The 15,603-nt window shown below is 48.7% G+C and carries 3 protein-coding genes, 4 tRNA genes and 6 rRNA genes; 11 read left to right on the top strand and 2 right to left on the bottom strand.

What is annotated here, in order from left to right:
• Positions 1-14 precede the first annotated feature (14 nt).
• Complete coding sequence (gene murI, locus MTO69_RS12710) at positions 15-809, top strand: glutamate racemase (protein WP_248329697.1); 795 nt, start codon at positions 15-17, stop codon at positions 807-809.
• On the opposite strand, the gene MTO69_RS12705 is transcribed toward murI, so the two are convergent.
• Positions 775-1,224, bottom strand: a complete 450-nt coding sequence (locus MTO69_RS12705; protein WP_248329695.1) for an RNA-binding protein — start codon at positions 1,222-1,224, stop codon at positions 775-777. The two genes, murI and MTO69_RS12705, sit on opposite strands and share 35 nt — an antisense overlap.
• Before the next feature lie 553 nt (positions 1,225-1,777).
• On the opposite strand from MTO69_RS12705, the gene MTO69_RS12700 reads away from it, so the two are divergent.
• The 10 genes from MTO69_RS12700 (at position 1,778) to MTO69_RS12655 (ending at position 12,704) form a co-directional block, all read left to right on the top strand.
• Positions 1,778-3,329 (top strand): 16S ribosomal RNA (locus tag MTO69_RS12700).
• Between the two features lie 65 nt (positions 3,330-3,394).
• Positions 3,395-3,470, top strand: a tRNA-Glu gene (locus MTO69_RS12695).
• Positions 3,471-3,808: 338 nt separating this feature from the next.
• Positions 3,809-6,698, top strand: a 23S ribosomal RNA gene (locus tag MTO69_RS12690).
• Between the two features lie 161 nt (positions 6,699-6,859).
• Positions 6,860-6,975, top strand: a 5S ribosomal RNA gene (rrf, locus tag MTO69_RS12685).
• A gap of 317 nt (positions 6,976-7,292) precedes the next feature.
• Positions 7,293-8,844: ribosomal RNA gene (locus MTO69_RS12680) — 16S ribosomal RNA — on the top strand.
• A 103-nt stretch (positions 8,845-8,947) separates the two neighbouring features.
• Positions 8,948-9,024 (top strand) — tRNA-Ile (locus tag MTO69_RS12675).
• A 43-nt stretch (positions 9,025-9,067) separates the two neighbouring features.
• Positions 9,068-9,143, top strand: a tRNA-Ala gene (locus MTO69_RS12670).
• 301 nt (positions 9,144-9,444) lie between these two features.
• Positions 9,445-12,334, top strand: a 23S ribosomal RNA gene (locus tag MTO69_RS12665).
• Between the two features lie 109 nt (positions 12,335-12,443).
• Positions 12,444-12,559 (top strand): 5S ribosomal RNA (gene rrf / locus MTO69_RS12660).
• The 16S, 23S and 5S rRNA genes sit together here with 4 tRNA genes alongside, the layout of an rRNA operon.
• A 68-nt stretch (positions 12,560-12,627) precedes the next feature.
• Positions 12,628-12,704 (top strand) — tRNA-Asp (locus MTO69_RS12655).
• A 237-nt stretch (positions 12,705-12,941) separates the two neighbouring features.
• Here the strand turns inward: MTO69_RS12655 and MTO69_RS12650 are convergent.
• The gene (locus MTO69_RS12650; RefSeq protein ID WP_248329693.1) at positions 12,942-15,440 is read right to left on the bottom strand and encodes an EAL domain-containing protein; all 2,499 of its coding nucleotides are present in this window, start codon (positions 15,438-15,440) and stop codon (positions 12,942-12,944) included.
• Positions 15,441-15,603 lie beyond the last annotated feature (163 nt).

The following is a 15,603-nucleotide window of genomic DNA, read 5'->3' as shown; positions in this document are numbered from 1 at the left end:
AACGAGCAAATCAAGTGGCCCATCAGCAAGCGAAAATCCTTATCTTTGACTCCGGAGTCGGTGGTCTTTCTGTCTATAAAGAGATCGTCGCCAAGTGCCCACAGCTTGACTATTTGTACATTTTTGACAATCAAGCCTACCCCTATGGAGAGCTAGAGCATGACGTTTTGGTGTCTCGAGTCGAGGCTCTGGTGACATCGCTGGTGGCGCAATACGCTATCGATTTAGTGGTGATCGCCTGTAATACCGCAAGTACCATAGTGCTGCCGAGCTTGAGGGCAAAACTTAGCATCCCAGTGGTCGGGGTGGTGCCCGCGATTAAACCGGCGTCGAGTCTGGCCAATCAGGCGGTAGGACTGATAGCGACACCGGCGACTATCACGCGTCCCTATACTCATGATCTGATCCGCAACTTTTCCCAGCGTAAACCGGTCGAGCTTATCGGCTCAACACGCTTAGTGGACATGGCAGAAGAGAAACTGCGTGGGCAAGCGATCGACTTCAATGAGTTGCACGCTATTCTGGCTCCTCTGATCAATAAAGTGGATGTTGCTGTTTTAGGTTGTACACACTTCCCGCTCATCAAAGCGGAAATACAGCAAGTGTTATCAGAAAAGGTGATGTTGATTGATTCGGGTGAAGCAATTGCTCGTAGAGTGGAGACATTGCTGGCAACCAAAGGGGATGAAAATCAAATGGGTAAGCGAGAGATTTTGTCCACGGCTCCCCCTTGGGAAGAGGGAGCGCTCAATATAGCATTGGAAGAACTGGGGTTTACCCCTGTTCGTTATTATCCCCTTGAGATTTAGGATCGTTAGCGATTCGTACTTTTAGAGTGCGCTGCATATAGTCCTGCTCATTCAGTGCATCAATCGTCGCTTGAGCATCGGTCGCGGCAACAACGACAAAACCAAATCCTCTTCGTTTACCGGTACGTTTGTCTTTCATAAGGCGAACGGCAAATACCTCACCGTGCTTAGCGAACAGATCTTTGACATGAGATTCGTTTGCTTTATAAGGCAAGTTGCCTACGTAAAGCGTTTTTGTCGCGGGATCGTTGGTTGAATCTGTTTCGATGTTTGTGGTGGAAAGTTTAGGTATAAAAGCGCAAGCCACAACACCAACAACAAAGCTTAAAGCTGGAGGAACGTCTACCAGCGAAAAGATGATTGCACCGATTACAGCTAGGGCGACAATCATTAAGGTTGATTTGTTTGAATTCATATTGGAATACAACTTTTAGGTTTGAGAAATAAAGGTCTACTGTTAACAAAATAGACACAGGGATATTACGTATATGGTTGTTGTTTTTCCAACCTATTGATGTGACATGTCTCAAATGTTGAAATTTTATTCTATTTTCAGCGCTTTGTTTTCTTTTTGACCAAACAGAAGTTAATTTCAAAAAAACACTTGTCTTCCTTTCAGACCTCCCTATAATGCCGCCTCACCGACACGGAGTGAGACAAACGTCACACAGCGTGTTGAAAAGAGAGAAAAGAAAGTTTGAAAAAATGCTTGACTCTCTAAATGGGAAGCGTAAGATACGCACCCCTAACGACGAGGCGCTGAGCGCGACGGAAGTTAGAAAAAGCTCTTTAACAATATAGACCTATCAATCTGTGTGGGCACTCGTTGATGATAATCCAAATAGATACTTCGGTATCAATTTAGGTTTCAATGATACGAAGTGACCATTGAATCGAAAGATTCAGCACAGTCAATTCAAACATTACTTTATGTAATGTTCAGTATTCATTGAGCCAAACAAAATCTTAAATTGAAGAGTTTGATCATGGCTCAGATTGAACGCTGGCGGCAGGCCTAACACATGCAAGTCGAGCGGAAACGAGTTAACTGAACCTTCGGGGAACGTTAACGGCGTCGAGCGGCGGACGGGTGAGTAATGCCTGGGAAATTGCCCTGATGTGGGGGATAACCATTGGAAACGATGGCTAATACCGCATAATAGCTTCGGCTCAAAGAGGGGGACCTTCGGGCCTCTCGCGTCAGGATATGCCCAGGTGGGATTAGCTAGTTGGTGAGGTAAGGGCTCACCAAGGCGACGATCCCTAGCTGGTCTGAGAGGATGATCAGCCACACTGGAACTGAGACACGGTCCAGACTCCTACGGGAGGCAGCAGTGGGGAATATTGCACAATGGGCGCAAGCCTGATGCAGCCATGCCGCGTGTATGAAGAAGGCCTTCGGGTTGTAAAGTACTTTCAGCAGTGAGGAAGGGGTGTGCGTTAATAGCGTACATCTTTGACGTTAGCTGCAGAAGAAGCACCGGCTAACTCCGTGCCAGCAGCCGCGGTAATACGGAGGGTGCGAGCGTTAATCGGAATTACTGGGCGTAAAGCGCATGCAGGTGGTTTGTTAAGTCAGATGTGAAAGCCCGGGGCTCAACCTCGGAATTGCATTTGAAACTGGCAGACTAGAGTACTGTAGAGGGGGGTAGAATTTCAGGTGTAGCGGTGAAATGCGTAGAGATCTGAAGGAATACCGGTGGCGAAGGCGGCCCCCTGGACAGATACTGACACTCAGATGCGAAAGCGTGGGGAGCAAACAGGATTAGATACCCTGGTAGTCCACGCCGTAAACGATGTCTACTTGGAGGTTGTGGCCTTGAGCCGTGGCTTTCGGAGCTAACGCGTTAAGTAGACCGCCTGGGGAGTACGGTCGCAAGATTAAAACTCAAATGAATTGACGGGGGCCCGCACAAGCGGTGGAGCATGTGGTTTAATTCGATGCAACGCGAAGAACCTTACCTACTCTTGACATCCTCAGAAGCTTGTAGAGATACGAGTGTGCCTTCGGGAACTGAGAGACAGGTGCTGCATGGCTGTCGTCAGCTCGTGTTGTGAAATGTTGGGTTAAGTCCCGCAACGAGCGCAACCCTTATCCTTGTTTGCCAGCACTTCGGGTGGGAACTCCAGGGAGACTGCCGGTGATAAACCGGAGGAAGGTGGGGACGACGTCAAGTCATCATGGCCCTTACGAGTAGGGCTACACACGTGCTACAATGGCGCATACAGAGGGCGGCCAACTTGCGAGAGTGAGCGAATCCCAAAAAGTGCGTCGTAGTCCGGATCGGAGTCTGCAACTCGACTCCGTGAAGTCGGAATCGCTAGTAATCGTGGATCAGAATGCCACGGTGAATACGTTCCCGGGCCTTGTACACACCGCCCGTCACACCATGGGAGTGGGCTGCAAAAGAAGTGGGTAGTTTAACCTTCGGGAGGACGCTCACCACTTTGTGGTTCATGACTGGGGTGAAGTCGTAACAAGGTAGCCCTAGGGGAACCTGGGGCTGGATCACCTCCTTATACGATGATTACTCACAATGAGTGTCCACACAGATTGATATGTCTACATTAGAGCCCTCCTTAGTGTCCCGTTCGTCTAGAGGCCTAGGACACCGCCCTTTCACGGCGGTAACAGGGGTTCGACTCCCCTACGGGATACCATCTTTAAACATTCTTATGAGTGTGTTTAAAAATGGTTACCTCATTGAGGTGATTTGCTCTTTAACAATTTGGAAAGCTGACGAATAACAACAATCCCCATCTCTTTGAGATGTGTTGTTATTCAATTAAAAGTTCTCAAATCCTATTCTTTTGAATAGGTACCAACACACATTCAAGTGTTCTTGGAAACACCACAGTTTATTGTGATGTTTAATATTTGAGTCCGGCAAAATCGTGTCTCCATCATGTCCTGTTTGTCTTCACTTTTCAAAGTGAAAGCAAAGAGTTAATTGGAGACAACTTTGGTTAGTTGACTAGAAGACCCTTTGGGGTTGTATGGTTAAGTGACTAAGCGTACACGGTGGATGCCTTGGCAGTCAGAGGCGATGAAAGACGTAGTAACTTGCGATAAGCCCAGATTAGGTAGTAACAACCATTTGAGTCTGGGATTTCTGAATGGGGAAACCCACTAGCATAAGCTAGTACTGTTAACTGAATACATAGGTTAACAGGGCGAACCGGGGGAACTGAAACATCTAAGTACCCCGAGGAAAAGAAATCAACCGAGATTCCGAAAGTAGCGGCGAGCGAAATTGGACTAGCCCTTAAGCTTTTAATGAGACAGGTGAAGGCTCTGGAAAGTGCCGCGATACAGGGTGATAGCCCCGTAACCGACATCTCATCATCAGTGAAATCGAGTAGGGCGGGACACGTGATATCCTGTCTGAATATGGGGGGACCATCCTCCAAGGCTAAATACTACTGACTGACCGATAGTGAACCAGTACCGTGAGGGAAAGGCGAAAAGAACCCCTGTGAGGGGAGTGAAATAGAACCTGAAACCGTGTACGTACAAGCAGTAGGAGCAGGCTTTGTCCTGTGACTGCGTACCTTTTGTATAATGGGTCAGCGACTTATATTCAGTAGCAAGGTTAACCATCTAGGGGAGCCGTAGAGAAATCGAGTCTTAACTGGGCGTCGAGTTGCTGGATATAGACCCGAAACCAGGTGATCTAGCCATGGGCAGGTTGAAGGTTGAGTAACATCAACTGGAGGACCGAACCGACTAATGTTGAAAAATTAGCGGATGACTTGTGGCTAGGGGTGAAAGGCCAATCAAACCTGGAGATAGCTGGTTCTCCCCGAAATCTATTTAGGTAGAGCCTCGGACGAATACTACTGGGGGTAGAGCACTGTTAAGGCTAGGGGGTCATCCCGACTTACCAACCCTTTGCAAACTCCGAATACCAGTAAGTACTATCCGGGAGACACACGGCGGGTGCTAACGTCCGTCGTGGAGAGGGAAACAACCCAGACCGCCAGCTAAGGTCCCAAATTATAGCTAAGTGGGAAACGATGTGGGAAGGCTTAGACAGCTAGGATGTTGGCTTAGAAGCAGCCATCATTTAAAGAAAGCGTAATAGCTCACTAGTCGAGTCGGCCTGCGCGGAAGATGTAACGGGGCTAAGCTATAAACCGAAGCTGCGGCAATGCATTTTATGTATTGGGTAGGGGAGCGTTCTGTAAGCCGTTGAAGGTGAGTTGTAAAGCTTGCTGGAGGTATCAGAAGTGCGAATGCTGACATGAGTAACGATAAAGGGGGTGAAAAACCTCCTCGCCGGAAGACCAAGGGTTCCTGTCCAACGTTAATCGGGGCAGGGTAAGTCGACCCCTAAGGCGAGGCCGAAAGGCGTAGTCGATGGGAAACGGGTTAATATTCCCGTACTTCAACTTATTGCGATGGGGGGACGGAGAAGGCTAGGTGGGCCTGGCGACGGTTGTCCAGGTTCAAGTGCGTAGGCTTGAGAGTTAGGTAAATCCGGCTCTCTTTAAGGCTGAGACACGATGTCGAGCACCTACGGGTGTGAAGTCATTGATGCCATGCTTCCAGGAAAAGCCTCTAAGCTTCAGATAAGTTGGAATCGTACCCCAAACCGACACAGGTGGTCGGGTAGAGAATACCAAGGCGCTTGAGAGAACTCGGGTGAAGGAACTAGGCAAAATGGTACCGTAACTTCGGGAGAAGGTACGCTCTTGACGGTGAAGTCCCTTGCGGATGGAGCTATTGAGAGTCGCAGATACCAGGTGGCTGCAACTGTTTATTAAAAACACAGCACTGTGCAAAATCGTAAGATGACGTATACGGTGTGACGCCTGCCCGGTGCCGGAAGGTTAATTGATGGGGTTAGTCTTTGGACGAAGCTCTTGATCGAAGCCCCGGTAAACGGCGGCCGTAACTATAACGGTCCTAAGGTAGCGAAATTCCTTGTCGGGTAAGTTCCGACCTGCACGAATGGCGTAATGATGGCCACGCTGTCTCCACCCGAGACTCAGTGAAATTGAAATCGCTGTGAAGATGCAGTGTACCCGCGGCTAGACGGAAAGACCCCGTGAACCTTTACTACAGCTTGGCACTGAACATTGACCCTACATGTGTAGGATAGGTGGGAGGCTTTGAAGACGGTACGCCAGTATCGTTGGAGCCGTCCTTGAAATACCACCCTTGTAGTGTTGATGTTCTAACTTAGACCCGTTATCCGGGTTGAGGACAGTGCCTGGTGGGTAGTTTGACTGGGGCGGTCTCCTCCCAAAGAGTAACGGAGGAGCACGAAGGTGGGCTAATCACGGTTGGACATCGTGAGGTTAGTGCAATGGCATAAGCCCGCTTGACTGCGAGAATGACAATTCGAGCAGGTGCGAAAGCAGGTCATAGTGATCCGGTGGTTCTGAATGGAAGGGCCATCGCTCAACGGATAAAAGGTACTCCGGGGATAACAGGCTGATACCGCCCAAGAGTTCATATCGACGGCGGTGTTTGGCACCTCGATGTCGGCTCATCACATCCTGGGGCTGAAGTCGGTCCCAAGGGTATGGCTGTTCGCCATTTAAAGTGGTACGCGAGCTGGGTTTAGAACGTCGTGAGACAGTTCGGTCCCTATCTGCCGTGGGCGTTGGAAGATTGAAGGGGGCTGCTCCTAGTACGAGAGGACCGGAGTGGACGAACCTCTGGTGTTCGGGTTGTGTCGCCAGACGCATTGCCCGGTAGCTAAGTTCGGAATCGATAACCGCTGAAAGCATCTAAGCGGGAAGCGAGCCCTGAGATGAGTCTTCCCTGACCCCTTGAGGGTCCTAAAGGGTTGTTCGAGACTAGAACGTTGATAGGCAGGGTGTGTAAGCGTTGTGAGGCGTTGAGCTAACCTGTACTAATTGCCCGTGAGGCTTAACCATACAACACCCAAAGGGTTTTGATGGACTCGAAGCAAGAGCAGATTGAATGTGTCGAGAACACAATAACAGCTTTCCGAATTATTCGATTTGCAAGCAAATCTCACCCTAAAGGGCCGCACTAAAGTGCATTTGAATTTGCGAGCAAATTGATAAAGAATTTGCTTGGCGACCATAGCGATTTGGACCCACCTGATTCCATGCCGAACTCAGAAGTGAAACGAATTAGCGCCGATGGTAGTGTGGGGTTTCCCCATGTGAGAGTAGGACATCGCCAGGCTTTAAATCTGCACTTGCTTAGTGAATAAGCAAGTCACCATAAAGTTCTAATTTAGTTTAGAGTTTTATGTTGACTTTCAGCGCAGACAGCGTATTATACGCGTCCTGCCTAAGTGCTAACGCACTGAAAGCACAGCTCTTTAACAATATAAACCTATCAATCTGTGTGGGCACTCGTTGATGATAATCCAAATAGTTTCTTCGGAAACAATTTAGGTTTCAATGATACGAAGTGACCATTGAGTCTTCGGACTCAGCACAGTCAATTCAAACATTACTTATGTAATGTTCAGTATTCATTGAGCCGAACAAAATCTTAAATTGAAGAGTTTGATCATGGCTCAGATTGAACGCTGGCGGCAGGCCTAACACATGCAAGTCGAGCGGAAACGAGTTAACTGAACCTTCGGGGGACGTTAACGGCGTCGAGCGGCGGACGGGTGAGTAATGCCTGGGAAATTGCCCTGATGTGGGGGATAACCATTGGAAACGATGGCTAATACCGCATAATAGCTTCGGCTCAAAGAGGGGGACCTTCGGGCCTCTCGCGTCAGGATATGCCCAGGTGGGATTAGCTAGTTGGTGAGGTAAGGGCTCACCAAGGCGACGATCCCTAGCTGGTCTGAGAGGATGATCAGCCACACTGGAACTGAGACACGGTCCAGACTCCTACGGGAGGCAGCAGTGGGGAATATTGCACAATGGGCGCAAGCCTGATGCAGCCATGCCGCGTGTATGAAGAAGGCCTTCGGGTTGTAAAGTACTTTCAGCAGTGAGGAAGGGGTGTGCGTTAATAGCGTACATCTTTGACGTTAGCTGCAGAAGAAGCACCGGCTAACTCCGTGCCAGCAGCCGCGGTAATACGGAGGGTGCGAGCGTTAATCGGAATTACTGGGCGTAAAGCGCATGCAGGTGGTTTGTTAAGTCAGATGTGAAAGCCCGGGGCTCAACCTCGGAATTGCATTTGAAACTGGCAGACTAGAGTACTGTAGAGGGGGGTAGAATTTCAGGTGTAGCGGTGAAATGCGTAGAGATCTGAAGGAATACCGGTGGCGAAGGCGGCCCCCTGGACAGATACTGACACTCAGATGCGAAAGCGTGGGGAGCAAACAGGATTAGATACCCTGGTAGTCCACGCCGTAAACGATGTCTACTTGGAGGTTGTGGCCTTGAGCCGTGGCTTTCGGAGCTAACGCGTTAAGTAGACCGCCTGGGGAGTACGGTCGCAAGATTAAAACTCAAATGAATTGACGGGGGCCCGCACAAGCGGTGGAGCATGTGGTTTAATTCGATGCAACGCGAAGAACCTTACCTACTCTTGACATCCTCAGAAGCTTGTAGAGATACGAGTGTGCCTTCGGGAACTGAGAGACAGGTGCTGCATGGCTGTCGTCAGCTCGTGTTGTGAAATGTTGGGTTAAGTCCCGCAACGAGCGCAACCCTTATCCTTGTTTGCCAGCACTTCGGGTGGGAACTCCAGGGAGACTGCCGGTGATAAACCGGAGGAAGGTGGGGACGACGTCAAGTCATCATGGCCCTTACGAGTAGGGCTACACACGTGCTACAATGGCGCATACAGAGGGCGGCCAACTTGCGAGAGTGAGCGAATCCCAAAAAGTGCGTCGTAGTCCGGATCGGAGTCTGCAACTCGACTCCGTGAAGTCGGAATCGCTAGTAATCGTGGATCAGAATGCCACGGTGAATACGTTCCCGGGCCTTGTACACACCGCCCGTCACACCATGGGAGTGGGCTGCAAAAGAAGTGGGTAGTTTAACCTTCGGGAGGACGCTCACCACTTTGTGGTTCATGACTGGGGTGAAGTCGTAACAAGGTAGCCCTAGGGGAACCTGGGGCTGGATCACCTCCTTATACGATACGGATAGTTTGCTTCTGCTTTTTAAAGCGGAAACAAATAAGTCGCGATGAGTGTTCACACAGATTGATATGTTTATACACGTTAAGAGACGATACTGGGTCTGTAGCTCAGGTGGTTAGAGCGTTCGCCTGATAAGCGAGAGGTCGGTGGTTCAAGTCCACTCAGACCCACCAATCTTCCTCCCAGAAGAATTGGCACACAGTATCAACACCTGATGGGGCTATAGCTCAGCTGGGAGAGCGCCTGCCTTGCACGCAGGAGGTCAGCAGTTCGATCCTGCTTAGCTCCACCATCTTTAAGTGTTCTTGCAAAAGAATCTTTAAAAATGGTTTCGAAAGAAACATTGCTCTTTAACAATTTGGAAAGCTGACGAATAACAACAATCCCCATCTCTTTGAGATGCGTTGTTATTCAATTAAAAGTTCTCAAATCCTATTCTTTTGAATAGGTACCAACACACATTCAAGTGTTCTTGGAAACAGCACAATTTATTGTGATGTTTAATATTTGAGTCCGGCAAAATCGTGTCTGCACATGTATAAAAATGCAGACAAACTTTGGTTGTTTGACGTAAAGACCCTTTGGGGTTGTATGGTTAAGTGACTAAGCGTACACGGTGGATGCCTTGGCAGTCAGAGGCGATGAAAGACGTAGTAACTTGCGATAAGCCCAGATTAGGTAGTAACAACCATTTGAGTCTGGGATTTCTGAATGGGGAAACCCACTAGCATAAGCTAGTACTGTTAACTGAATACATAGGTTAACAGGGCGAACCGGGGGAACTGAAACATCTAAGTACCCCGAGGAAAAGAAATCAACCGAGATTCCGAAAGTAGCGGCGAGCGAAATTGGACTAGCCCTTAAGCTTTTAATGAGACAGGTGAAGGCTCTGGAAAGTGCCGCGATACAGGGTGATAGCCCCGTAACCGACATCTCATCATCAGTGAAATCGAGTAGGGCGGGACACGTGATATCCTGTCTGAATATGGGGGGACCATCCTCCAAGGCTAAATACTACTGACTGACCGATAGTGAACCAGTACCGTGAGGGAAAGGCGAAAAGAACCCCTGTGAGGGGAGTGAAATAGAACCTGAAACCGTGTACGTACAAGCAGTAGGAGCAGGCTTTGTCCTGTGACTGCGTACCTTTTGTATAATGGGTCAGCGACTTATATTCAGTAGCAAGGTTAACCATCTAGGGGAGCCGTAGAGAAATCGAGTCTTAACTGGGCGTCGAGTTGCTGGATATAGACCCGAAACCAGGTGATCTAGCCATGGGCAGGTTGAAGGTTGAGTAACATCAACTGGAGGACCGAACCGACTAATGTTGAAAAATTAGCGGATGACTTGTGGCTAGGGGTGAAAGGCCAATCAAACCTGGAGATAGCTGGTTCTCCCCGAAATCTATTTAGGTAGAGCCTCGGACGAATACTACTGGGGGTAGAGCACTGTTAAGGCTAGGGGGTCATCCCGACTTACCAACCCTTTGCAAACTCCGAATACCAGTAAGTACTATCCGGGAGACACACGGCGGGTGCTAACGTCCGTCGTGGAGAGGGAAACAACCCAGACCGCCAGCTAAGGTCCCAAATTATAGCTAAGTGGGAAACGATGTGGGAAGGCTTAGACAGCTAGGATGTTGGCTTAGAAGCAGCCATCATTTAAAGAAAGCGTAATAGCTCACTAGTCGAGTCGGCCTGCGCGGAAGATGTAACGGGGCTAAGCTATAAACCGAAGCTGCGGCAATGCATTTTATGTATTGGGTAGGGGAGCGTTCTGTAAGCCGTTGAAGGTGAGTTGTAAAGCTTGCTGGAGGTATCAGAAGTGCGAATGCTGACATGAGTAACGATAAAGGGGGTGAAAAACCTCCTCGCCGGAAGACCAAGGGTTCCTGTCCAACGTTAATCGGGGCAGGGTAAGTCGACCCCTAAGGCGAGGCCGAAAGGCGTAGTCGATGGGAAACGGGTTAATATTCCCGTACTTCAACTTATTGCGATGGGGGGACGGAGAAGGCTAGGTGGGCCTGGCGACGGTTGTCCAGGTTCAAGTGCGTAGGCTTGAGAGTTAGGTAAATCCGGCTCTCTTTAAGGCTGAGACACGATGTCGAGCACCTACGGGTGTGAAGTCATTGATGCCATGCTTCCAGGAAAAGCCTCTAAGCTTCAGATAAGTTGGAATCGTACCCCAAACCGACACAGGTGGTCGGGTAGAGAATACCAAGGCGCTTGAGAGAACTCGGGTGAAGGAACTAGGCAAAATGGTACCGTAACTTCGGGAGAAGGTACGCTCTTGACGGTGAAGTCCCTTGCGGATGGAGCTATTGAGAGTCGCAGATACCAGGTGGCTGCAACTGTTTATTAAAAACACAGCACTGTGCAAAATCGTAAGATGACGTATACGGTGTGACGCCTGCCCGGTGCCGGAAGGTTAATTGATGGGGTTAGTCTTTGGACGAAGCTCTTGATCGAAGCCCCGGTAAACGGCGGCCGTAACTATAACGGTCCTAAGGTAGCGAAATTCCTTGTCGGGTAAGTTCCGACCTGCACGAATGGCGTAATGATGGCCACGCTGTCTCCACCCGAGACTCAGTGAAATTGAAATCGCTGTGAAGATGCAGTGTACCCGCGGCTAGACGGAAAGACCCCGTGAACCTTTACTACAGCTTGGCACTGAACATTGACCCTACATGTGTAGGATAGGTGGGAGGCTTTGAAGACGGTACGCCAGTATCGTTGGAGCCGTCCTTGAAATACCACCCTTGTAGTGTTGATGTTCTAACTTAGACCCGTTATCCGGGTTGAGGACAGTGCCTGGTGGGTAGTTTGACTGGGGCGGTCTCCTCCCAAAGAGTAACGGAGGAGCACGAAGGTGGGCTAATCACGGTTGGACATCGTGAGGTTAGTGCAATGGCATAAGCCCGCTTGACTGCGAGAATGACAATTCGAGCAGGTGCGAAAGCAGGTCATAGTGATCCGGTGGTTCTGAATGGAAGGGCCATCGCTCAACGGATAAAAGGTACTCCGGGGATAACAGGCTGATACCGCCCAAGAGTTCATATCGACGGCGGTGTTTGGCACCTCGATGTCGGCTCATCACATCCTGGGGCTGAAGTCGGTCCCAAGGGTATGGCTGTTCGCCATTTAAAGTGGTACGCGAGCTGGGTTTAGAACGTCGTGAGACAGTTCGGTCCCTATCTGCCGTGGGCGTTGGAAGATTGAAGGGGGCTGCTCCTAGTACGAGAGGACCGGAGTGGACGAACCTCTGGTGTTCGGGTTGTGTCGCCAGACGCATTGCCCGGTAGCTAAGTTCGGAATCGATAACCGCTGAAAGCATCTAAGCGGGAAGCGAGCCCTGAGATGAGTCTTCCCTGACCCCTTGAGGGTCCTAAAGGGTTGTTCGAGACTAGAACGTTGATAGGCAGGGTGTGTAAGCGTTGTGAGGCGTTGAGCTAACCTGTACTAATTGCCCGTGAGGCTTAACCATACAACACCCAAAGGGTTTTGATGGACTCAAAGCAAGAGCAGATTGAATGTGTAGAGAACACAAAACAGCTTTCCGAATTATTAAGTTCTAGGAACTTAAACAGAATTTGCTTGGCGACCATAGCGATTTGGACCCACCTGATTCCATGCCGAACTCAGAAGTGAAACGAATTAGCGCCGATGGTAGTGTGGGGCTTCCCCATGTGAGAGTAGGACATCGCCAGGCTTACATTTCGTTTTTAGATTTAAGAAAAATCTAAAGGCAAAAGCTTAGACTTAGAGTCTAACCAGTGCGGAGCGGTAGTTCAGTTGGTTAGAATACCGGCCTGTCACGCCGGGGGTCGCGGGTTCGAGTCCCGTCCGCTCCGCCACTTATTCAGACAAAGCCCTAGAGTTTCTGCTAGGGCTTTGTCGTATCTATGGGATTGATTTGGTCTTCGACCAACGAGTCCCGCAAAAGGTTTGCCCGTTGACTGCAACCCCAGCCGTCCGCCACTTATTTAGAAACCCAGTCTTCGGACTGGGTTTTGTCGTTTTTGGCCAGTTAGCTTCCGTTCATCGAGAATATGGCGTTTTTGATCAGCATCGCCATTTAACTTTCGACTGTGCTAACGCTTTGCCCTAACTTTATCAATGGCTACTACCTTGGATAGGTATTGCTCCTCAAAGCGCTCTATATTTAGTGCTGGCGACCAATAAAAGCCTTGTCCAACCTTACCCCCTAGCTTTTCGACAACGTGTAACTCTTGTTGGCTTTCTATCCCTTCAATGACCGTTGTTGCCCCCAGTGCTTCTGCCATGCTGATAAGCGTTTTCACTATGGTCTGATTAATTTGGCTGTGGTGAATATCTTTGATGAAGATCCGATCTATTTTCACTTCATCGATATGCAGTTTGCTTAGGTATGCCATAGATGAATAACCAGTACCAAAATCATCAAGAGCGATGCCAAAGCCCATTTGCTTGATCATTGCTAGCTTATCCAGTATCTCTTGCGAGCTTTCAAGCTCTTGAGATTCGGTAATCTCTAAAGAAAATTGACTCGGTATGACGTTATATCTTTCTCTAGCAGAGCGAAGGAATGAAATGAAATCATGCTGGCGCAAGTCCATGACCGAGATGTTAATGGAGAGCGTTATTGGAAATTGATGACGACCCATCCAAGCGAACATTTTCTTGATCGCCATACGAGTTAAGCTATGTATAAGCCCACTTTGCTCGGCAAGCGGAATGAACACCGCTGGAGAAACCGTGCCGTGGACTGGATGCCACCAACGCATCAGCGCCTCTCCACCAACAACGGTTTGCTGAGCAATGTTTATTTGGGGTTGAACGTGCAGCTCAAGCTGATCGTTCTCGATAGCCAGTTTGAGATCATGCAGAAGTTCGACTCTAAGCGAAGTTTTGTCACTCATCTCATTGCTATACTCGAGCCATTTCACGCCTCTTGCTTGAGCTTCAATAAGAGCCATATGGGCTTTCTGATGTAGTTCATTGATTCGCCCATTATGGTCAGTCTCTGCGCTCGCCATTCTAATATTCAAGTCGTTAAAGTACTCGGTGTTAGCTAGGTTGCGTTGCCATATGTTGGTCAGTGTTTGAAACTGGGACTGCAATGGTGTGCTTTTATCGGCAAAGATGAGTGTCTGTTCGGGAGGCATAGTGATTGCGAAATAGCGCTTGAGCAAAGGTACTTCAATTCCAATGTGCCAAGGCAGTGCCGAAATATCTCTAGATAGATTGATCAGCAAAGAACGTTTGGCTTTAAACACAGTTTCGTTTCCCAGTAGGCCAATTAAGTGTTCAATGCCCTCGATATGAACCAAGATCAATCGAACACTATTCTTATCTATCCCCCTGTTAGCAAACATCTCATCGATAGCGTGTTGATAGAAGTATTGGTTAGGCATGTCCAGACTATGGTCTATTAGCCGATGCTGTTTGTCTAACAGCTCTTGATGATGAAGGCGTTTGGCGAGCCCGACTGACAGCAGATAGAGCTCAGCCAATGAACCAATAATAAAACTGTGTAGGGTAATCATATTGACAGGCAGCAGACCCGAGTAGGTGAGCAACCCACTGGTAGCGCCAGCAAAGGTACACACCCAAGAGAGTAGGTAAGAAAAGGCGGGAGTATAGCCTCTTTTTAGGGCAATAAAGGCTGTGCTGATACAGAGATAGCTCACGGGTAGAATCATCAGCGAGGTAACGATCATTCGCTGTTGTTCGCTAAGGAAAAGCGAAATCCCAATTAGAATCGGGAGGACCCATTTGGCTTTCTCTAGTATAGGGTAGACTCGTGGCCGATATGTCCTGACCTCGAGAAAGTGCTTGGCAAACATCAAAGCCGACCAGAGCAACAGTAAGTGTAAAACGCCCATATGTTTGGCTAACCATCGGCAAAACTGATCGGGCAAAATCAAATAGCCAAAGCCATGTAACGCTGCAAACTGCAAAAATATAAACAGTTGGAACAGTAGATACCAAACGTACTGAGTGTTGCGTAGGTTTAGTGCATAGACCACACAGTTATAGATGGCCAGTGCGAGAAAAGTGCCGATTACAACTCCCCAAAACAAGCGCATTTGATCTGCATATAGATTGTAAGCGGTGTCAGTCATGATTTTGAGCGGCACTATCGAAGGGCCGTCGGTCTGCTTACTGATCAATAAGGTTAGATTACTGTTTGACTCGATATTGAAACGAAACACTTTATCTAAGTAGCTTTGTGAATTGATTGGTCTGTCATTGATGCCCAACTGCTGTGACTGTATCAGCTTATCTCCCTCGAATAGGTACACATCGAGGTGTTGCAAAATATGATTTTGTGACAGTAATACTAGCGATTTGGTGCTTGAGAGCGATTGAGCGGAAATGGTGAGCTGGTGCCAATAGTGGTTTGGATTGGGTGTAGTGGACTGCTGGTAAAATTCGGTGCTAAATGTTGTCGATTGCAACACTTGTTGCGCCTGTAGATTGGGTTCGCCCACAGCGGTTAGCAGTGGGGTGGGAACCTTGACTTGTGCAAAGTCATCGTCAATAACAATAGGCGATGCAACTCCTATGCGACAACAAAACAGTAGGCAAATCAACACTAGTCGAATCATAGACTACCTGTACCAAGATGACGTGTAATATTTAGCCCATCGACTAGGCTTGGTTATCTTAAGTCAAGCTACTGCGATATTCGCACTGAGTGTGACTCAATCCCTTGGATTAAGTATATGCAATGAAGGCCATAGTTCAATTTTTGCTCGCAAAGTAAACAGG

The sequence above is a fragment of the Vibrio sinaloensis genome, assembly GCF_023195835.1.
GTDB lineage: Bacteria > Pseudomonadota > Gammaproteobacteria > Enterobacterales > Vibrionaceae > Vibrio > Vibrio sinaloensis_C.
The sequence above is the reverse complement of the archived record's forward strand: the minus strand, read 5'-3'. Positions and strand labels throughout refer to the sequence as shown.

Bases quoted from the DNA above. Each gene is read 5' to 3' on its own strand.
- MTO69_RS12650 (WP_248329693.1), bottom strand. From the start codon at position 15,440: ATGATTCGACTAGTGTTGATTTGCCTACTGTTTTGTTGTCGCATAGGA.
- MTO69_RS12705 (WP_248329695.1), bottom strand. From the start codon at position 1,224: ATGAATTCAAACAAATCAACCTTAATGATTGTCGCCCTAGCTGTAATC.